Genomic DNA, 21,034 nt, shown 5'->3' on the forward strand with positions numbered 1-21,034 from the left:
CACGGTTCTCAATTTGATAACATTGAAACAATTACTCTGCCGGCAAGGACGTAGCTAAATTACCAAAGCACACTTGGGCACGTCCGGCGTGCTTAGCTTGGTAAAGTCGCCTATCTGCTTCCTGCACCAAAGCCTGCGGCGCAATAGAGTGATTGGCAGTTACAGCAGCAACGCCTAATGACACTGTAACGAACTGTCCAATTTCAGAGCCCAGGTGCTCAAGCTGGAGCGCTTGCACGTTAGCGCTCATTCTCTCGGCAACCATTACCGCACCGTTCAGCTGGGTATTGGGCAACAGGCAGGCAAACTCCTCGCCGCCATAGCGCGCTAGTAAATCGTATGGTCGGTTGATAGCCTGCTCCAAGGCACCTGCAACAGCCTGCAAGCATGAATCACCATTCAAATGTCCGTAATGATCGTTATAGCGCTTGAAATAATCGATATCGATCATAATCACAGAGAGTTGCGCTTGCTCACGTACACTTTGCAGCCAGCTTCTTGCCAACTCCTCATCAAATTTGCGGCGATTAGCCACCCCCGTCAGCCCATCAAGCATTGCAAGCGACCGTAGGATGTCATTCTGGCGTTTAAGGGTCAGGTGGGTATTGACTCGTGCCCTGACAATAGCCGGGTTGATCGGTTTGACAATGAAATCAACTGCGCCAAGATCCAGGCCGCGCACTTCATCCTCTTCAGACCCTCTACCGGTGACAAAAATGATGGGGATGTTCTGGGTTTGCGGGTCTGCTTTAAGGCGACGACAAACTTCATGACCGTCAAGCCCGTCCATGCAAACATCAAGTAGCACCAGATCTGGCGACACTGTTCGACATAGTTGCAGCGCTTGCTCGCCGTCCATGGCCATGAAAATTTCACAGTCCACACGAAATAGTTCATATAGCACCAGGATATTCACACGCTGATCATCAACCAGAAGCAGTTTAGGCTTTGTCTGTGAGACGGTTAGCCAATGTTGCATAATAAATCCTCAGACCGACTTCAGCAGTTCCTGCCCGGTTAGCAAAGACCCAGAAAAATCCAAGGATTTCACCTGATCAACAAATAGGTCGAACTTTGCATGGAGCTCTTGGGGTGTCAGTGCCTGAAGCGCTTCACTTCGCTCCATCGCCTGCATATTACCAGCTTGCAGCAACTGTAAAATATCCTGCAACGCTTCACGCCATTGCGCTTTAGATAGAGCATCGGAGCTCGTACTGGTCGGTAGTGCATTATGGGAGGGTAGCTCAAACGCGGCTCTCAACAACTCATCACTTTCAATAAATATGCTATGCAGCGCTTCAAGCCAAGAGCCGTCCGCCAGCAACTGAGCTGCGCTTGCTTCATCTTCGTGAAGCAAGCGCTGTTCGAGTTCACCTGCCAACAGTGAAAGCGCGCGTGCCCCCATTGTGCCGCTGCTGCCTTTGATGGCATGCAGTACAGCAGCGGCACCAGCCACATTGCCCTGTTTAACTTGTTCCTGCAGCCGAGCAAGCTGTTTCGCCTGCTCGGCGCCAAAACTGCCGAGCACATTACGAATCAACGGATGGTTACCACCAAAACGCTGAAGAATTAACGCGGTGGGCTCTACTGCCGAAACCTGCGAATTTGCAGGTTCGAGGGCAACGATCTCAACACCGGTGCGGCCAGTGTGGCGCAGAATTGCGGCAACCATTTTTTCCAGATCAATGGGTTTTCCCAGGTGGTCATCCATGCCTGCGGCCATGCATGCCTGTTCATCCGAACGCGATACATTGGCGGTCATGGCAATGATCTTAACGCCCCCTCGATGGGCATCCATGCGAATTCGGCGGGTCGCTTCCAGGCCGTCAATATCGGGCATCTGGATATCCATCAGCACCACATCAAAGACCTCTGTAGTGCTTGTGGCTCGATCCACACCCTCAAGACCACATTCGGCGAGAGCAACGTGCGCACCTTCGCCCTGTAATAACTCATAGGCCACCTGACGATTGAGCATGTTATCTTCCACTACCAGCAACCGCAGACCGGCCAATCGCTGGGGCTGAGCGGCGCGCAGGCTCGCGACCGAAGGTTTGGAGGGGGCGTCACCAACAAGTACGCTCTGGATAGTATCGGCCAACTGCTGAAGAGTCATCGGCTTACTCAGGAAGCCTGCAAATGGCACATCGTCCTCTTGCTGAACATCCGCCAACACCTCGCGCCCATAGGCCGTAACCATTATGATCATTGGCCCATGCTGCCCCCGGCAGTGCTTACGGATCAGATGTGCGGCACTGAGCCCGTCCATGCCAGGCATGCGCCAGTCCATCAAAATCACGTCATAACCCTGGCCTGCAACCTGCATCTGTTGCGCACGCGCCACCGCCTGCGGGCCATCCGAAACTAAGTCAGCCTTCCAGCCTAACCCCTCTGCCATGCGCACCATCAGAAACCCGGCCACTTCGTTATCATCCGCCACCAGCAGGCGCAACTGGTGATCCGCGCCGGGGCATAACGCACGTAGTGGCTCGGGTTCATAAATTCCCAGGTCGATGTCAAACCAGAAACGGCTACCGACACCAACCTCACTGCTGACCTGCAAATCGCTGCCCATCAGTTTGATCAAACGCTTGGAAATCACTAATCCAAGCCCCGTGCCGCCGAAACGCCGGGTCGTGGAGGCCTCGGCCTGGGTGAACCCCTCAAAGATAAGCTGCATCTGCTCAAGGCTGATACCGATGCCGGTATCAATGACTTCAATTCGAACCTGCACCTCATCGGAGCGTCGCAACAGTTGAGCAACCCTGACAATCACCTGCCCTTGCTGGGTAAATTTGAGTGCATTACCGGCGAGGTTAATCAGCACCTGCTGCAAACGCTGACCGTCTCCATACAGAGCATTGGGCAGCTGCGGATCGATGTCGAACATAACTTCTACATCCTTGCCACCCTGATTACCTGACAGCACCACGGCCAGATCACGCATAAGCTGCTCTAGCCTAAAAGCATGTGCATCCAGTAGCAGTTTGCCGGCCTCAATCTTGGAGTAATCGAGAATATCGTTAAGCAACCCAAGCAAAGATTTGGCAGCACTTTCAGCTTTGCTGATGTAATCCAGTTGACGGGTGTTCAATTCGGTGTTCTGGATGAGATGCAGCATCCCCAGCACTGCATTCATGGGGGTGCGGATTTCGTGGCTCATATTGGCCAGGAAGGACGACTTAGCGGCACTCGCGGCATCTGCCTTCTCCTTGGCCTCCAGCAAGCGTGACTCCAATTCACGTTGCGCGGTGATATCGCGGTTGATGCCAGTCACCCGTGCCGCTGCACCCTGGCTATCACGCTCAACCTGAGCGCCGGCCTGCACGATGCGCTGGCTACCGTCGGGACGCACGACTCGGAAGATAGGGGCATACACGGCCTCTCCTGCCACGGCCTGATTCAGTAGGTTCGCAGCCCCCTCGACATCGTCAGGATGCACGCGGGAACGCCAGTGCTCATAATTCAGCCCTGTAGCACGCAGGCTTTTAGGCTGACCGTATATCTCATACATACGGTCGTTCCAACTCAGTGAGTTATCCGCCAAATCCCATGACCATATCCCCAACTCAGCCACCTCCGCGGCCATCAACAGCTGGTCACGTCCTGAGGCAACGGCCATTTCAGAGAACTTCTGCTCCGTCAGGTTTATGGCAATACCCAGGTAACCGATGCATTTACCTTGATCATCGCGCATGGCCGTTACCGCCAGGGATACCGGCAGCTGCGAGCCATCTTTGCGCACATACGTCCACTCGCGGGTTTCCGCTCCTTCCAACTCGGCCTTGTGTACAAATACCCGAAAGCCCTCAATCGGCTGGCCGGGCGGCGACGACAACTCTGCGGAACGGGCAGCCATCTCATCCGCCAGATGGAAGCTGGCTGGGGTGCTTCTGTCGACCAATTCCGCTGCGCTGTAACCCAGCATGCGCTCTGCACCGGTATTGAAAATACGAATTGTGCCATCAAGCCCAGTGGCAATAATCGCCACTTCGGAGGCCGACCGCAGAACATTAGCCAGCAGCGTGTTGAGTTCATGTAGTTCGGTGGTACGTTCAGCCACCTGTGCTTCCAGGGTGGTATTGAGTTCGATAATCCTCGACTCATCCGCGACTTGTCGTGAAATGTCGCGTACCGTTTTTGAAGCTCCTATAACCTTACCGCTAGAGTCATGAATTGGTGACACCGTAATGGCAACGGGGATCAGCTGTTGATTTTTATGCTTGCGCAGGGTTGTGAAGCTGGAAACGGGTTTGCCCTCGCGAATAGAAGCTAGTAGCGCAATTTCCTCCATCTGCAAATCTGCAGGCACTAAAAAATCAACAATACGCTGACCGACAGTTTCCTCAGCACTAAAGCCAAACACTGCTTCAGCGCCTTTATTCCAGCTTGTTACCGTACCATTAAGGTCCTTGCCGATGATGCCATCAGCCGAGCTTTCAACAATGGCCGCCAGTTTTAGCTGCTCAGCGATAATTTGTGATTGTCGTGCACGACTCTGGCTTATCACACCAACCAAACTGGCCAATAACACAGACAATAGCGAGCCAGCGCCGAGCACCAGCCACGGCGTGACGAACAAAAGCTTACTGATAAAGAGAGGATGCACCGTGAAATGCAACTGCCAACGCCGGCCATACACATCGCGCTCGACGGTGTGAGAAAACACGGTTTCCTGAGTACCTTCATCGAGAGATTTGTAAAAAACCACACGTTGGTCAGGGTCCGTCACATCTGCCAGCTCAAGGCTTACAGCATCTTCCGGTGGGCGTATGCCATTGAGAACATCATCGGTAATCAGTGGTGCGTAGCTCCAACCTAACGCTTGCGTTTCTCGCGCTTCGACCGTATCTGGCGTGACTACATCCCGGTAGATGGGCAAGAAAATGAGAAAGGACTGCAGCGGCTGGCCAACGTTCTGTACCAGTGTAATAGGGCCTGAAAGGCGCACCTCGCCGCTGCGCATGGCAGCCAATGCAGCTTGCCGTCGGTTGGTTTCAGAAGCGATATCCAGACCGATAGCCGGCTTGTTGACTTCAAGGTTACTGATGTACTGAATGACAAAGCGTTCGTTCTCATGGGGTGCTAGTTCGCGGATCGCAAAATCAGGCCAGCCGTCTGAACGAGCCATGACAAGAAACTGCGCCTCATCCTGCCGTGCAACACGACGAATAAAGCCAAAACCTCGGGCCCCAGGAAATTCCACAGTTACACTGCGCGAACGGCTGTAGCGGTCAAAAGCTTCACGGCTAATGGATTTTTCACCCATTGTTTGAATTGCCCCCCGCGCACCGCGCAACCCATACTGGTAAAGCTTTATCCGGTTGACTACAGCATCAGCTGTGGCTTCTGTAGCTTCTAACGCGGCCTGCTTGGCGTGCTGATGGTTGAAGTAGCTGACACCGAAGTAGGCAGTGATGCTGATAACCATACCGACTATGAAGCTGATGATCGTCCAGCGACTGGTGGGCACGTGCGGGCGTATTTTATTTGTCAGCATGGCATCCCTTCTCAAAAAACCGACAGGCGTGATGTAACCACAGAGCAAAGCCTTCTTTGGCTGTCACCAAAATTAATCATCCACTATCACGTTCACGGCGGTTAACTCTAGATAGGCGAAGAATCATACGGCAGTCACTATTTTATTTTCATAGCCCCGGAATCAAGCAAAGCACATAATTGGCTAAAAGGGACAGGGCGAGCATAAAAATAGCCTTGCATGATCTCGCAGCCATTGCGTTGCAACACATCTGCTTGTTCTTGAGTTTCAACGCCCTCCGCCACTAGTTCAAGGTCAAGGGCCTGGGCCAGTTTAATAATGGCTTCAATAATGGCCGCATCGCTTTTATCGAGCAGCATATCACGCACAAAGCTCTGGTCTATCTTCAACACATCCACCGGAAACCGTTTGAGATACGCCAAGCTGGAGTAGCCTGTACCAAAATCATCAATCGCAATCCGTATGCCCTGCTTATGCAGGACAGCGAGTACGTGTTGCGTATTTTGCACATTCTTTGCCAGCACCCCTTCGGTGATTTCCAGCTCTAAAAACTTTGGTTGCAGCTTCGACTCGCGCAAGGTCTCTTGCACCATCGATAAGAATGACTCCTCGACAAACTGCACCGCTGAAATATTCACACTCACCACCACAGGCATACCCTGTTCAATCAGCATTTGAGCATCCAAACAAGCTCGGCGAAGAACGTATTTACCAATCGGAATAATCAGCCCGGTTTGCTCGGCCAGTGGAATAAATTCGGCAGGTGAAACCAGATCGCCATCTCTATTACGCCAGCGGATAAGGGCCTCCATGCCTACCATTAGCGCCCCGGTGGCTCTCACCTTGGGTTGGTAGAACACCTCAAAGACACCATCTTCCAGTGCACTGCGCATGTTTTGTTCAAGCATGTGCCGCCCGCGGGCCCCGCTTTCAATATCTGTGGAGAAAAAACGAAAGCGATTACGGCCATCGAGTTTCGCTTGATACATGGCTGCATCCGCATGGCGGTAAAGCGACTCCACATCTTCGCTGTCGTCTGGAAATACGCTGATGCCAAGGCTCGCGCTAAGTTCATAGCGATTGCCTTGGAGAACAAAAGGCATCGCAATACAGGCAAGCAGCCGCTCGGCAAAGTCGCCCAAACCGTCAAAGGCGCCCACTTCCGGTGACAGGATAATGAACTCATCACCGCCCTGGCGGCTAACCGTATCCAATGCGCGTACAGCTTGCTCCAAGCGCACAGCAACCTCTTGGAGAAGGGCATCGCCAATAGAGTGACCGCCAAAATCATTAATGCTTTTGAAGTTATCCAGATCCAGTAGCAGCATCGCCACCCGCACGTCGCTGCGGCGAGCTTTCTGCAAGGCCTGATCAGTGCGGTCCTTAAGTAAGGTGCGATTTGGCAGCCCCGTCAGCGCATCATGGTTGGCGAGTTTTTTTGCCTCCCGGCGCAAAGCCAGATGGGCCTTGATGTGCGCTCTGGCGACTGGAAGGTTTAGCGGTTTACGAATGAAAACAATACCGCCATATTCAAGCGCAAGCAGTTCATTGTCCGTTTGAACGTGCGAAGTCACGAAGATAACTGCCGCATCACACAATTCGGGGTCAGCTTTCAGTGCTTTGCACACTGAAAAACCGTTCATGCCGTTCATTTCGATATCAAGCAGCACAAGATCCGGCTTGTACTGACGAGCAAGTGCCAGTGCTGTGAAACCATCGCTGGCCATGTGCACATCACCTAAGCCACTCACCGCCGCACTAAGGACCTGAGCATCCGTGGCTTGATCTTCCACGATCAAGATGACCGAGTCGACGTCTATCCCTTTACAAATTCGCATACGTACACCCAAGACGACTCTATTACGCCCCAAGCCAATTGGGCCTAGCTCAACCTTAGCATCGGATGAGGCCTACGTTCGCTCGCCAAAGCCTCATGACATACCGGCCAGCCGCATAAGTCGATCAATGACGGCAGGCGGTTCGCTATTGTTTAGGGCTGCAGCTAAACGCATCAAAACCTGATCACGACGCACTTGGGTCGGCGGAAGTGCATAAACAGCACCTATTAATTCTCGCAAGCTTCTTGGTACGCCCCAGCAGGCTTTCATTTTGATTGCTAGTGGAGCTGCAAAATCGTTGACGGCCTGAATCAATGATGGTTCATCCAACTTGTTGCCCTCGCTCTCCCACTTATGCACTTGATAGATAACGCAAAGCTCACCCATGCGATGCAGCAAGGCGGCCGTCTGCAGCTGGCCTGATTCGACACCACACTGCTTGGCTAATGCGACCACACGCTCGGCCAAACGGACAGCAGTGTCGACATGTTCTTGCATCAAAACCGTTAGAATAAAATTGTCTTCTATGCGGCGCTGCTTTAGAGCAAAACCCAACGCTAGGTTGACGCTGGTGCGCGCTCCTAATCGCCGAAGCGCATCATTCAAACTAGTGCACTGAGTTGCTATGCCGATATAGGCTGGACTGTTTGATACAGTAATGAGATGGGCACACAAGGCAGGATCACCCTGCCAATCGCCGACTAACTCGCGCAGATCAAGAGCTTCGCCGCTATAGCCGAGCTGAAGTTTTTCCTTGACCTTCGCTAACATAGGTAAGTCGAGATCAGAATCTGCAAGCCCATTAAGATATGAGCTGAACGCTTCTCGGCAAACAGCCGAAGTGGGGACGTAGTCCAGGGCAGGTAGTAACCCCTCAATACACTTCACAACATGTGGCACATCAAATGGCTTGGTAATAAAAGCACTTATGCCGAGTGGCCTAATTTCCATCACGCTTTGCCTATCTGCGCGCCCAGTAATCATCACAAGCGGAGTCGTATTGTCGTGCTCACGAATTTTCTGCAACATGCGTATGCCTGAATCATCAGGCAAGTTCCAATCAGCCAGCACCAGTGAATAGCTCACTTCTTGCCAAGCAGCCAAAGCGCTCCGAACATCGCTAAAACAATTGACTTGAACGCCTGGACGCATGGTCATGACAATCTGCTTCAACAATTCGGCCATCCATGGATCATCGTCAACAACCATTACATTCATTTGTTGCCTCCCAAGACACTTGAACCTATTAAAGCTTGATTCGGAGCAGAGGGCTCGTTTTTTCGTTGCGAATTCAACCACATTCAATGTATAGATATTAAGGTTTTTGATCATCTGCGGTTTGACAGATCAAACGCCCACCCGCCGTGAAACCACCTCAAGGCTACAGCCAAACACGCCAGTCCTCAAAGATATGAATGTAGATCCTGTCCGTCGTCTAGGCAGTGGGGCAAATAGGATTTTACATAAGGTCAATGACCGCTCCTGGCCGGTAGCGGCCAGTCACACCAGCGGCCTAATGCTGATAGCTTACTGACGCCTAGCAAAGTGCTCATACCTGACTGCCAATCGCGGCTGATGGACGGCGAGAGTTCAACGAGAGCTTCTTTCCTGTTTTAGGGGTCTACTTCAGACCTTGGAAGCGTTACACCAGTTGGCTTAGTAACACTCCTAAAAACCCCATGCTCAAACACAGTGTTACGCCGATAATATCCAATAAATACAGTCAGTTATCGACAATCGTTACACCAGTAACGTTCGTAACACTGCTTTTCAGAAGGATGCGTATTCCCCCGCTCCCCGGAACCATCAATGCCACCAGCGACGTCAGGGGCAGTTCCAAATTTTGCCGGGGCCCCTGAGGTTTTTTTAAGACACGGGGTCGGAAACCCGCGTGATCGTGTTAGCGAAAAAGTGCACAGCTTAGTGAACAGGTGAACCTGGTGAACTGGTGATTCACCTGAGCATTTGCCCTATCGCTTGGTAGCTCCGCCGGGGACCCTGGGCATCTCGAATGGATACGGGGCAAAGAACCCGCAGCATCTTGTTAGCGACTGAGTTTTCTACGTCGGTTGACAGGTTGACACTATCCCCAAGGTTGACCGGGTTCAACCGTTCGCTATCAGCAACACAATGGCTCACCGTTACTGTTGCGGTAACGATGCCCTTTTTTCATCAGGATCCTTTCAATTTCAACGTTGAAATTTCAGTAAGGTGCAATCTCTGTCGCTACCAAGATCCCGCGGGTTTCCGACCCCGTGTGCAGCGAAATCTCCCAGGGTCCCCGGCGCAATTTTGCCCACCTGGTAAACAGGGCTACTGATATGCAATGCCACTGGCTCGATGTAGATTGGCTACATGGTCAACACGGGAGGGAGAACAGCATGGAAGACCCATCTCTGCTTGCGTCTGTGCTCAAACGAATGAATGAAAATCAGCTTGCCCTGGGAGCAGCTATCGAGGAGCTCTCAAACTGGGTTGAGCAACGAGGATCTACAGAGGTCGCGCAGAACATCAGGGGGGCACTGGAAACGCTGGATAGAAACTCAGGATTTCTCACCCTGGCCCTCGCCTCCCTGGCGGCAGAAGGACGGGCCAAGGAATAACAATCTTGGCATCGGCCCTGCTTGATCGAGGTACGCCATGTCTGGTGGCGTTTTGACAGGCGGAGGGTACATGGGAAAACAGTAGCCAGAAAAAGGCAGCGTGTATGCCTACATGTATGCCTAACCGAACGTAACAACAATAAACCCTTTAGATACAGCAATTTGAGAATCCAGTTCAAATGACTGTGTAGCCACCAAGTACTAAAAACGGCTTACCGCGAGGTAGGCCGTTTTTTTATGCATCGAGAAAAGTACGCAAGCTTCTCTCCCAACACAAATCCTGCAGGGGCCCGGCTTGCGGCCGCCATCTCCAGCCAGCCGGCTCCCACAGTGGCAGGTGTGGCTTGCTGGCGAGTGGGCCGAACAGGCCCTCAAAACCCCAGCAGGATCACAACCGCATCGACGCCAACGCAGACACCCCCCGCTCCCATATCTGCCAGGTGCGCAGCCAGATCATCGCCTGCCAGTCGCTGTCCGCAGGATAGAACTGCTCCAGCAGATTCAACTTGATTCCACGCCCTACCGCATCACTCGGATTGCCGTGCAGATGAAGCCAATGGTCGTCGCGTAAATGATGATGTACCTCGGGCCCCGGATAGGTCCCACACTCGATCACGAAGGGCATCAATCGCACCTGCGGCAGTGCGTCGAGCAGCGCCTGCGAGGTGTAACCAGTGGCCGTCGCGGCGACGCCGGTTTCGCTCAGTGTGTCGGCGCCGGTCAGCAACGTGTAGAGCCAAGGACCGTAGATCGCCTGCGCATCCAGCAACGCTGGATAAGCGGACTCGGTGATGGTCAGCAACATTGGATGGCCGTACTCCCCCGCGCCAGTGTGCAAGTCGAAGCACATGGCGACATCAGCATGGGCGACATGCTCCTGGAGGATCTGCTGCAGCGTACGATTCGACCAGCTCGGTGCCCGTCCGCCGAAAAACAGGCCGTCAGGATGACTGTGTTGGCCGCCCTCGACAATCGACATCACCGCCGGCCAGCCGTGTTCGTGGATCTGCTGGTCAAGCAGCGCATCGGCGCGATCACGCTCGGGGCCTGCCAGCTCAGTGCAGGCATAGATTTCATGCAGCGCGGCATAGGCCTGGTTATCCGGCAGCGAATGTTCGAAGTCCAGGTGATTGCGGTTAAGGTCGATGTTGTCTTCGTTGACCCGGCGCAGCCACGCCGTGCCCCAGGGATTGATCAGATGGACAAACACCACCGCGACATCGGCGGGCAACACGCGCTTGCCCAGCTCCTGCATCCACTTGATCTGGCAGCCCGAGCCATAGAAGCCTTCGACCCCATGAGTGCCACTTAGCGCGATCAGCAAGCGCTTGGCGCCCGGATCACCGAGCACCGCCACATCGGTACTCAGCCGCTCACCGAACGGGCCTTTGAGTGGGTGCGGATATTCGGTCACAGTCGCGCCGGCGGCACTCGCGGCTGCCAGAAACTGTTCACGCTGAGCGCCATAGCTTGGCTGTGTGGGGAAGTCGGTGTGCATGTCTGCCTCTTGTTGATCTTCTGACTTGTCTGCTGCCCTTGACCCTACAGAAAACCCGTCGATGGATGAAGGACAAAAACCGCCTATGGTTTGCGTCACGGGCTATCGGCCGATAAAGTCCCCAGACTTTTCCCACGGACGGAGTGCCCCGCGTGTTCACAGCCTTTCACTGCAATCGCTATCGGTTGTCAGCCCTTTCGCTGATTGCCGGCGCGCTAACTCTTGCCGCGTGCAACGCTCCGCCCGTTTCGACATTACCCCTCGCACCGGAAACAGCCTCGGGCTATCGCACCGACCTGCAGGCCCGGCACGCCTCAAAGCATATGGCCGCAGCGGCCAATCCGCTCGCCGCCGAAGCTGGGCGAGCAATGTTGCGCCAGGGCGGTTCGGCGATTGACGCCGCAATTGCAATGCAAGCGGTGCTGACGCTGGTCGAGCCGCAATCCTCGGGTATCGGCGGCGGCGCCTTGATCGTACTCTGGGACGGCAAAACCGTGCGCACCTACGACGGTCGTGAAACCGCGCCGGCCGGTGCCACCGAGAAGCTATTCCTGCAGGCCGATGGCAATCCGATGCCATTCACTCAGGCGCAGATTGGCGGTCGTTCCGTGGGCACACCAGGCGTATTGCGAGCACTGGAACTGGCTCATCAGAAACACGGGCGCCTGCCTTGGGCGCAGCTGTTCGAGCCGGCGATCAGACTCGCGGAGCAAGGTTTTCCCATCTCGCCACGCCTGCATCAGTTGATCGCGTCGGATTCGTCCATGCCGCGCTCGCCGGACATGATGGCGTATTTCCGCAACGCCGACGGCAGCCCGAAAGCCGCCGGCACGCCCCTGAAAAACCCGGCGCTGGCCGCCACGTTCAAACGCATCGCCAAGGAAGGTGCCGATGCGCTGTACAAAGGCCCCATCGCCCAGGAAATCGTGGCCAAGGTTCAGGGTCATGCCAATCCCGGCAGCCTGTCGCTGAACGATCTGATCGGCTATTCCGCCAAGGAACGCGCCCCGCTGTGCACCGATTACAAGCGCTGGCAGGTCTGCGGCATGCCGCCGCCGTCATCGGGCGGAATCGCCGTGGCGCAGATCCTCGGCACCTTGCAGGCCCTCGAGACTCGTGACCCGCGTTATGCCCTGGCGCCACTGAAGCCGGTCAAAAGCACCCGATCCGCCGGCATCGAACCGGCCCCTGAAGCTGTGCACCTGATCTCCGAAGCCGAGCGGCTCGCGTATGCCGACCGTGCCCAGTACGTCGCCGACAGCGACTTCGTGCCCGTCCCGGTCAAAGGCCTGGTGGACCCGACTTATCTGGCCAGCCGCGCCGCGCTGATCGGCGAGCGCAGCATGGGCACGGCCACACATGGCACACCTCCCGGAATCCAGGTGGCCTATGCACCTGACCGTTCGCCTCTGCGCATCTCCACCTCGCAAGTGGTGGCCGTTGATGACCAGGGTGGCGCGGTGTCGATGACCACCACCGTGGAATCGGCCTTTGGCTCTCACCTGATGGTGCAAGGCTTCCTGCTGAACAATCAGATGACCGACTTCTCGTTCATCCCTGAAGAGAACGGCCAGAAAGTCGCCAACCGCGTCGAGCCGGGCAAACGCCCACGCTCGTCCATGGCACCCACGCTGATCTTTGATCGCAAAAGCGGCGAGTTCCTGGCCACCCTCGGCTCCCCGGGCGGCTCCCAGATCATCGAATACGTTGCCAAGTCGACCATCGGCCTGCTCGACTGGAACCTCGATCCACAGACGGCCATCAGCCTGCCCAATTTCGGCAGCCGCAACGGCCCCACGGAACTGGAACGGGGACAGTTCAGCAGCGGGCTGATCCAGGCACTCAAGGACAAAGGGCACAGCGTGAACGAGATCGACATGACCAGCGGCACCCAGGCGATTGTTCGGGTCAAGGACGCGCAGGGCAAAGCCTCCTTGGCGGGTGGTGCTGATCCGCGCCGCGAGGGGGAAGCGTTGGGGGATTGAGCGGTTGGCAGGAATGGGAAAGGGCTTACCGGGTGGTAGGCCCTTTTTTATGGGAAGTGCATCCCGGTGGCCGCGCGAATGTTGGGGCTATGCACCCGATTCAAACCGGCAGAATCTTGCCATCCACCGGGTCACCGATCTTCAGGAAATGCCCGCCCGCCACGTGATGCAACGTGCGTAGCTGGTCGTGCCCTTCGAAGTGCCAGCGGCCATCGCTGAATACCCGCTCGTCGGCCTGGGCAGCGATGACTTCGGCGAGGAACAGGTCGTACTGTTGGTGATTGCCAGGCTCCGGCAGCAATCGGCATTCCAGCCAGGCGACGCAGCCTTCGAGCATCGGCGCTGCCACCTGCTCGCCGCTGAATGTCTGCAGGCCATAGGCCTGGAACTTGTTCTGGCCCTGCGCCTGGGAGATTTCCAGGCCAGATGTCGAACCCACGGTCTGGACGATGTCGGCCTGGGCGGCGCAAGGCACGTTCAGCACGAAGGTCCCCGAGGCTTCCAGCAGTTCCCGGGTCCAGGTGGATTTATCCAGCACCACGGCAATTTTCGGCGGCTCGAAATCCAGTGGCATGGCCCAGGCCGCGGCCATGATGTTGCGCTGGCCATCATGGGCGGCGCTGACCAGTACGGTCGGCCCGTGATTGAGCAGGCGATAGGCCTTGTTCAAGGGGACGGGCCGGCGATGGGAAGCGTGCATGCTGTCTGCTCCTGGGGAAAATGCCGATTGTAGCGGGATACGGGTTGATCAAGTCGCCAGTTGATTGGCGAACTGTCCTACGGCGTCGACCACTTTCTGCGCGCCGTCCTGGATCTCGACAATCACCGTGCCCGCCTCCGCTGCCAACGCCAGCCCCTGCTCAGCCTGGAGTTTGCCTTCGGTTATCAGGGTGACCGCGTGACGCGCCATGTCCTGGTTCTGTCGTACCACGCCGACAATCTCATCAGTAGCCTGACTCGTCCGCGATGCCAGCTGCCGCACTTCGTCCGCCACCACGGCAAAGCCACGGCCCTGTTCGCCCGCCCGCGCGGCTTCGATGGCTGCGTTGAGCGCCAGCAGGTTGGTCTGCTCGGCAATGCCGCTGATGGTCTTGACGATGCTGCCGATCACCTGCGACTGATCGTTCAGCGCCTCGATGCCCTCACCGGCGGTTTGCATGTGTTTGGCCAGCTCGCGCATCACGCCGACGGCCTGGGTGACCACAGCATTACCGCGCTGCGCACTGTCGTCGGTCTGCCGGGAAGTGCTATAGGCGATGTTGGCCGCCTCGGCGACCGCTTGCTCCTGGTTGACCTGGTCGGTAATCACAGTGGCGAACTTCACCACTTTATACAGGTGATTGTTGGCATCGAGCACGGGGTTATAGGACGCTTCCAGCCAGACCGTACGACCGTGGCTGTCGATGCGCTTGAATCGCTCCGCCACAAACTCACCGGCGTTCAGCCGGCGCCAGAAAGCCTGGTAAGCGGCGCTTGAGGATTCGTCCGGCGTGCAGAACATCCGGTGATGTTTGCCCTTGATCTGCGCAAGGCTGTAGCCCATGCCGCTGAGAAAGCGCTCGTTGGCCGCCAGTACGTTGCCATTGAGGTCAAACTCGATCACCGCCGTCGAACGCACCAGGGCGCCGATCAGGTTCTCATGTTCCCGGGAGGCTTCGATGGTGCGGGTCAGGTCACTGGAAAAAATCGAGAAGTGCCTGACGCGGCCATCCCCCGAACGTATTGGCTGCATGATCGAGCGCAGCCACGCTTCCTCGCCATCACCGCGCAACAGGCGCACGGCGCCGGCAAAATGTTCGCCACGCTGCAGCGCGGCCTTGAAGCGGTGGTGGAACTCGTCGGATTTGACATGCACCGGCACGATATCTTCGATGTGCCGACCGATCAGGTCGTGCCCCTTGTAGAACATCTCATCGATGAAGTTCTGATTGACCGATTGAATCCGCCCCTCGGGATCCAGGGTCAGGACCAGCATCTCGCTTTCCAGGCTTTCCTTCACTTGCTGAAGGCTGGAAAGTTCTTCACGAAGAGCCGACAGCTCCTGCTTCAAGCGTTTATTAAACATGGAATGCACCGATGAACAGGGTAGAAAGCGAAATGCAGCCTAACCATCGGCTTTGGAACTCTTTTCTGAAGAGCGGTCCAGTGTTGCCCTGCAAAAATAGTTAAGGCGCGCGCGATGCCAACCTCAATTACGCGGCGCCAGTCGCCGGGCAGCTGCCGATGCTCGGCATCCGCGCACCGAAATATGCCGCGCTGGCGACCCCTACTACACCTATCACTGCGCTGAAGATCACGCAGATCCACGGGCTCCAGGGCATCAACCCGATCAGCAATAACGGAGTGATACTGGCCCATGCGGCGTACGCAATGTTGTAGGTGAAGGAAATCCCCGAAACACGAATCCGCGCAGGGAACAGCCCGACCATCACCGATGGCACCGCGCCGACCACCCCGCAACACAGACCGGCGATGGCGTACGCCAGGCCAATCCAGCTACCGCCATTGATCAGGCAGCTATAGAGCACAGCAATGCCCAACGGCAGCAGCAGGCTGTAGAGCATGACGGTGCGCCAGGCTCCAATGCGATCCACCAGTACTCCGGCGAGTACGCAACCCATATTCAGGAAGACGATGCCCAGGGCACTGAGCGCGAAGGTGTGGCTGGCGGTCATGCCAAACGTTTTCTGCATCATGGTCGGGGTGATGACGACGAACACCACTACCGCCGAGGTCAGCACACAGGTCAGGATCATCGCCGGCAAAATGGCCCGGCGATGTTCACGCAGGACCGTGCGCAATGGCAGCTCGACCGCCGCTTCCCGCTTGGCCTGCATCGCGATAAACACCGGGGTTTCGCTGAGCCAGCGGCGCAACCAGACGCCAATCACGCCGAACACTCCGCCCAGCAGGAAGGGATAACGCCAAGCGTAATCAAGGATTTCTGCCGGGGTGAACATCTGCGCCAGGAACGTCGCCACCAGCGCGCCGATCAGGTAGCCGAAAGTCAGTCCTGCCTGCAGGAATCCGAGCGCATAACCGCGATGGCCGGCCGGCGCGTGCTCGGCGACAAACACCCAGGCGCTGGGCACCTCTCCACCGACCGCCGCGCCCTGCAGGATGCGCAGGGCCAGCAACAGCAGCGGCGCGAAATAGCCGATCTGGGCGTAGGTCGGCATGATCCCGATCAGCAGGCACGGCAGCGCCATCATCAGGATGCTCAGGCTGAAAACCTTCTTGCGTCCCAGCCGGTCGGCGAAATGCGCCATCAGGATGCCGCCCAAGGGCCGCGCCAGGTATCCGGTGACGAAGATCCCGAAACTTTGCAGCAGGCGTAGCCACTCCGGCATTTCCGGCGGGAAGAACAGCTGGCTGAGGGTCAGGGCAAAAAATACGAAAATAATGAAATCGTAGATTTCCAGCGCCCCGCCCAGCGCTGCAAGGCCGAGGGTCTTATAGTCCGAACGAGTGAACGGCGCCGGGCGCACATCGGTTTGGGCAGTCATGAAAAAGCACTCTGGCACGGGCAAAAATTCAAGGCGCCCATGGTCTACGCAAATTCCTCTGCGGACAACCCGTTAGAGCCAAAGTCCCAAAGCGGTAAAAGGCGGTCACAAAAAAACAGTGTTTGATTTACTGTTGGCAGCTGTCCAGACGGGCCACATGCAACGGCAGGTGTATCCAGACTTATTCGTTGGATTGTTCCTACCCCGCGGTTCGCCATCCCCTGACATCAATACAGGGCACCGCTGACATCGTCGCGGCGATGGCCACAGTAAACTTCGACAATTCCGCAATTGCAGGCTGAAAAGGATCTGAGCATGTTCAAACGCGCAGGAGTTACCCTCGTGGCCCTCACCCTGAGTGCCGCCGCCCATGCCGATGTCGATCTGAGACTGGGCAGTACCGAACGCGTCACCCGTCTGTTCGCCTACCCCAATAATTGCAACGTCATCTGCTTTCGCAATTGGACGCTGGAGCAAACCGTCGAGCACTACCTGAGCCAAAGCGTGCAACGCGATGGTTACGACACGGCAAAGGTGCGGGTCAAAACCGATAACGATCAGCTTTACGCGCAAATCATTGGTGTGCCTGCCGGTTATCAAGAACCACTGGAAGCCCTGCTCGGCGCCGGAGACCTGGCCTGGTCCGGGGCGAACAAACTGAACGCCGACGGCAAGTGGGCGTACAACTGGTCGCTGTTCCTGCCATTGGGCATGGCGCTGAACAATCGCAAAAGTATCGAGCTGTTGCACTTTCCGCCGGATTATTCGCTGACCCAGGCCCAGGATTACCTGCGCTCGGCCACCACCGATCGCTGGGCCACGCTGCTGACCGCCAACGGCATCCCTGCTGCGCAGACACCCGGTTACCAAACCATCATCGACATCGCCCCGATTGCCGCACCCGCGACTGCCGGCAAGGACTTGGAGGGTGTTTACAACTACTTCACCGCCTACCAAACCACCATGGTCAAGGAACTCAGCCGCAATGCCAGCGGCGCGGTATTACCCATGGTCGCGTTTGGTGCGCCGGTGCGAAGCTGGATCAAGGCGCAATACGGACCCACCGTCAATGTGCTGGGGCTGGCTACGATCAGTCCGTCTGCTGGGGTAAAAGTGCCGGTTTTGGGCTCCAATCATCCGAGCTACATCTGGTATGCCGCGAATCCCACAGCCTACTCTGGCAAGGATGCCCAGGCCCAGGCTGACGCGGCAGGACTGAAAGTCATGGGCCAGGATTTGAGCGCTGCATGCTGGCAGGCAGGCATGGGCAGCGCGCCCGGCAGAGACCCGGCGGCGCAACTGAAAAACTGTACCCAGACCTGGCAGGTCGCCCGCGCAGAGAAAACCTGCGAACTGTTCTATACGTCGATCCGCAACCTGCCCCTGGCACAGGCCGTCGCCAAATGTGCATCGGCGCCGATCAGGTCCCAGCTCCAACAGCTGAAAACCTCGGCGCCCACGGCGGCGCTGGGCCAGGGGCTGTAGACGCGAGAAGCGCTACAGAGGACGCAGACGGTACTGCGGCGGCAACTGCTCAAAGCCGCTGATGGTTGCGTTCAGGCTTTTCCAGCGGCCATCCTTGATGCCGTAGATGCAACCGTGAATCGACAGTTTCTGTCCGCGATGCCAGGCATTTTGCACAATGCTGGTGTGGCCGACGTTGGCCACTTGCTGGATCACGTTCAGCTCGCAGAGGCGGTCGACTTGTTCTTCTTCAGTCGGCAACTGCGCCAGCTCTTCGCGTTTTTCGTAATACAGGTCCCGAATCGAACGCAGCCATCCATCGATCAGGCCTAGCTGGCGGTCTTGCATCGACGCCCGTACGCCCCCACAGCCATAGTGGCCGGTAACCAGGATGTGCTTGACCTTGAGCACGTCCACTGCGTACTGAATCACCGACAGGCAGTTCAGGTCGGTATGCAGCACTACGTTCGCCACGTTGCGATGGACGAACAGGTCGCCAGGCAGCATGCCAACGATTTCGTTCGCTGGCACGCGCGCATCGGAGCAACCGATCCACAGATATTCTGGAGTCTGTTGGCGAGCCAGCTTGGAGAAGAAGTCCGGATCTTCCTGTTTGATCGCTTCGGCCCAGCGTTCGTTGTTATCAATCAGATCTTGTAATTCGTGCATGCTGTAAAGCCTCAAGAATGGTGCGCTTCTTTGACAGACAACCACCCGTCGGGGTCACGCGCTTGATGCAAGTAAGGTGGGTGGAATTCTCGCCAGCCCTGTGGGTCCACCCTAGTAAGGCCCACAGTATGAGGAAATACCATGACTGATTCACGACGTCCTTTCGACGCGGCGCAACCCGAGCCCATCGATGACAACGAAGACCGCATGGGTTCGATGCATGAACTGGATTTTCACGAAGGAAAACCCAGCACCCGGATTGGCGACGAACTGCCGGACAACGAGCGCGAGCAGCTGATGCCGCCTGAACGGGTGCGGGAGGCCGGTATGACCGGTGCGTCCGCCAAAGACCATGAACCCACGGATGATGACATGAGTCCGGAAACCCTCATCCTCGAAGATGGCGCAAGGGATGCCCAAGAAGCAGGCGAAGAGGGGCAGGCGGACTGGGACCTGAGCATTGTCGATGAAGATGAGATCGGCGGTGGCGATGGCCTGGATGAAGCGGAACTGGCGCAGCGGGATCCGCTGGACGGGAATCGTTGATATCCCTGATTGGCTGAATTCTCCCGTGTAGGAGCTGCCGCAGGCTGCGATCTTTGATCTTGTTGTTTATAAAATCAAAAGATCGCAGCCTGCGGCGGCTCCTACCCGTGATCTGTGTTCATGGCATCAGTCTACCAATGTGCAGGCCATGACCACCGCATCTTCCCTGCCGCCAACCGCCGGATAATAATCCCGGCGCCGCCCAATCTCGTTGAAGCCATAACGCTCATACAAGCGAAATGCCGAGCGATTACTGTCCCGCACTTCCAGGAAGCACTCCCGTGCCTCGGCCTTATAGGCAATCGACATCAGGTACTCCAGCAACGTCAGGCCCAGCCCACGCCCCTGGTTTTCCGGCTTGACCGTGATGTTCAACAGGTGCGCCTCATCAAGAATGATCTGGACCACACCATGACCGACCTGTTGCTGGCCTTCGAACATCAGCCAGATCTGGTACTTGCCGAGCCCATCAAGAAAAATTCCGCGGGTCCACGGATGGCTGTAAGCCGCATATTCGATCTTCAGTACAGCGTCCAGGTCCCCCTCGGTCATGGGGCGAAATGATACAGCGTCACTCATTTGATTCTTTCCAGCGCGCCATCAGCCGACGCATGGCTTGCCAGACATCAGCCTTACGCTGTGGCTCTTCCATTAATAATTCCAGGCCCGGCAGGGCCCAGACCGAGCCCAGGCCTTCAACCTGGAGTTCACGGTTGAACGATTCGGCGTTTTCCTCACCAGCAAAACGCACCGCCGGCAGACCGATCAGCCATACGCAGACGCACGGTGCCTCCTCCAGCCGGGCGGACAGGAATCCCTGCACGAAGTCACGAGCAGCTTCCGGCCCCTGATCCATGGTGCCCCGGGCCAGTAGCGGCCAGCGCACGGGGTCGCCAACTATCTGCGGGCTGTCCGGCAGGCCGGCAGCGCGCAGCATGTCCTTGAGCAGCAGGTAGGCAGGATCGCGGGTTTGAAATGTTTCACCTGTGGGTAACTCGACCAGTAGCAGGCAGCGACCGGCGCGCAGCAACTGCAGGGCAAATCGCGGTGGCGGCACAACCGGCGGTTTGACCACTATGGGAGCCGCCACTTCTTCGACTTTGACATCCGTACGTGTGCTGGCCAGCGAAGGCCGAGGCACTTCGATCTTTACCCGCTCGGTGGGCTTAACCCGGGGCTCGGCGGGCGCTTCAGCCACAGCGACCATGGCTATTGGAGCGACGACCAGGGGTTCTGGCGTCTCCAGCAGATCGGGCCGCGATGGCGCAGCAAAGGGCAATTCGGTGCGCGGCAGCCAGTTGACCACCTGCATGGCGGTCAAATAAGCGCGGCGACGGGACTCGATAAGCAAAGGTCGGCCACTTGTGGATAACTAAAGTGCGCCGATTCTACCGCCCTTCTCGCAAGATCGCCCGCGCTTGATCG

The 21,034-nt window shown here is 56.7% G+C and carries 15 protein-coding genes and 1 pseudogene; 4 read left to right on the forward strand and 12 right to left on the reverse strand.

Annotation, left to right across the window (positions count from 1 at the left end; all coding sequences use genetic code 11):
- Positions 1 to 31: 31 nt before the first annotated feature.
- The 4 genes from L9059_RS22560 to L9059_RS22575 all read right to left on the reverse strand — a co-directional run bounded on the left by L9059_RS22560 (position 32) and on the right by L9059_RS22575 (position 8,556).
- Positions 32 to 979 carry a diguanylate cyclase domain-containing protein gene (locus L9059_RS22560; RefSeq protein ID WP_247293116.1) on the reverse strand — a complete coding sequence of 316 codons (948 nt, stop codon included), beginning with the start codon at positions 977 to 979 and terminating at the stop codon, positions 32 to 34.
- A gap of 9 nt (positions 980 to 988) precedes the next feature.
- A complete protein-coding gene (locus L9059_RS22565; protein ID WP_247293117.1) occupies positions 989 to 5,500 on the reverse strand; it encodes a PAS domain-containing hybrid sensor histidine kinase/response regulator in 4,512 nt (1,503 codons plus the stop codon).
- A 137-nt stretch (positions 5,501 to 5,637) separates the two neighbouring features.
- Positions 5,638 to 7,350 carry a two-component system response regulator gene (locus L9059_RS22570; protein ID WP_345894380.1) on the reverse strand — a complete coding sequence of 571 codons (1,713 nt, stop codon included), beginning with the start codon at positions 7,348 to 7,350 and terminating at the stop codon, positions 5,638 to 5,640.
- Between the two features lie 81 nt (positions 7,351 to 7,431).
- On the reverse strand, positions 7,432 to 8,556 hold the full coding sequence (locus tag L9059_RS22575; protein WP_247293118.1) for a response regulator: 1,125 nt from the start codon (positions 8,554 to 8,556) through the stop codon (positions 7,432 to 7,434).
- A 1,163-nt stretch (positions 8,557 to 9,719) separates the two neighbouring features.
- Here L9059_RS22575 and L9059_RS22580 point away from each other — a divergent pair.
- Complete coding sequence (locus L9059_RS22580) at positions 9,720 to 9,941, forward strand: hypothetical protein (RefSeq protein WP_042956428.1); 222 nt, start codon at positions 9,720 to 9,722, stop codon at positions 9,939 to 9,941.
- 388 nt (positions 9,942 to 10,329) lie between these two features.
- Here the strand turns inward: L9059_RS22580 and L9059_RS22585 are convergent, their stop codons facing one another.
- A complete protein-coding gene (locus tag L9059_RS22585; protein ID WP_247293119.1) occupies positions 10,330 to 11,439 on the reverse strand; it encodes a DUF2817 domain-containing protein in 1,110 nt (369 codons plus the stop codon).
- 152 nt (positions 11,440 to 11,591) lie between these two features.
- Here L9059_RS22585 and ggt point away from each other — a divergent pair, with 152 nt between their 5' ends.
- Positions 11,592 to 13,424 carry a gamma-glutamyltransferase gene (gene ggt / locus L9059_RS22590; protein WP_247293120.1) on the forward strand — a complete coding sequence of 611 codons (1,833 nt, stop codon included), beginning with the start codon at positions 11,592 to 11,594 and terminating at the stop codon, positions 13,422 to 13,424.
- Between the two features lie 100 nt (positions 13,425 to 13,524).
- Here the strand turns inward: ggt and L9059_RS22595 are convergent, their stop codons facing one another.
- From L9059_RS22595 to L9059_RS22605, 4 genes and pseudogenes are all read right to left on the reverse strand, one after another.
- Positions 13,525 to 14,124, reverse strand: a complete 600-nt coding sequence (locus L9059_RS22595; RefSeq protein ID WP_247293121.1) for a flavin reductase family protein — start codon at positions 14,122 to 14,124, stop codon at positions 13,525 to 13,527.
- Between the two features lie 48 nt (positions 14,125 to 14,172).
- Positions 14,173 to 14,781 (reverse strand): methyl-accepting chemotaxis protein, encoded by a 609-nt coding sequence (locus tag L9059_RS31055; RefSeq protein WP_428480293.1) that lies wholly within the window; start codon positions 14,779 to 14,781, stop codon positions 14,173 to 14,175.
- Positions 14,761 to 15,489, reverse strand: a pseudogene (locus L9059_RS31060) (PAS domain-containing protein); the annotation flags it as partial. The pseudogene L9059_RS31060 and the gene L9059_RS31055, both read right to left, overlap by 21 nt.
- A 127-nt stretch (positions 15,490 to 15,616) precedes the next feature.
- Positions 15,617 to 16,930, reverse strand: a complete 1,314-nt coding sequence (locus L9059_RS22605; RefSeq protein ID WP_247293123.1) for an MFS transporter — start codon at positions 16,928 to 16,930, stop codon at positions 15,617 to 15,619.
- Positions 16,931 to 17,245: 315 nt separating this feature from the next.
- Here L9059_RS22605 and L9059_RS22610 point away from each other — a divergent pair, with 315 nt between their 5' ends.
- Positions 17,246 to 18,415, forward strand: a complete 1,170-nt coding sequence (locus L9059_RS22610; protein WP_247293124.1) for a hypothetical protein — start codon at positions 17,246 to 17,248, stop codon at positions 18,413 to 18,415.
- Positions 18,416 to 18,427: 12 nt separating this feature from the next.
- Here the strand turns inward: L9059_RS22610 and can are convergent, their stop codons facing one another.
- On the reverse strand, positions 18,428 to 19,063 hold the full coding sequence (gene can / locus L9059_RS22615; RefSeq protein WP_247293125.1) for a carbonate dehydratase: 636 nt from the start codon (positions 19,061 to 19,063) through the stop codon (positions 18,428 to 18,430).
- 141 nt (positions 19,064 to 19,204) lie between these two features.
- On the opposite strand from can, the gene L9059_RS22620 reads away from it, so the two are divergent.
- Positions 19,205 to 19,609, forward strand: coding sequence for a serine kinase/phosphatase (locus L9059_RS22620; protein WP_247293126.1), 405 nt, complete (start codon positions 19,205 to 19,207; stop codon positions 19,607 to 19,609).
- A 126-nt stretch (positions 19,610 to 19,735) separates the two neighbouring features.
- Here L9059_RS22620 and rimI read toward each other — a convergent pair whose 3' ends face one another.
- Positions 19,736 to 20,188, reverse strand: a complete 453-nt coding sequence (gene rimI, locus L9059_RS22625; RefSeq protein ID WP_247293127.1) for a ribosomal protein S18-alanine N-acetyltransferase — start codon at positions 20,186 to 20,188, stop codon at positions 19,736 to 19,738.
- Entirely contained in the window at positions 20,181 to 20,921 is a 741-nt protein-coding gene (locus L9059_RS22630; RefSeq protein ID WP_247293137.1) for an energy transducer TonB, read from the reverse strand. Before L9059_RS22630 ends, rimI begins: the two co-directional genes overlap by 8 nt.
- Positions 20,922 to 21,034: the final 113 nt, after the last annotated feature.

The sequence above is a fragment of the Pseudomonas violetae genome, assembly GCF_023072615.1.
Classification (GTDB): domain Bacteria; phylum Pseudomonadota; class Gammaproteobacteria; order Pseudomonadales; family Pseudomonadaceae; genus Aquipseudomonas; species Aquipseudomonas violetae.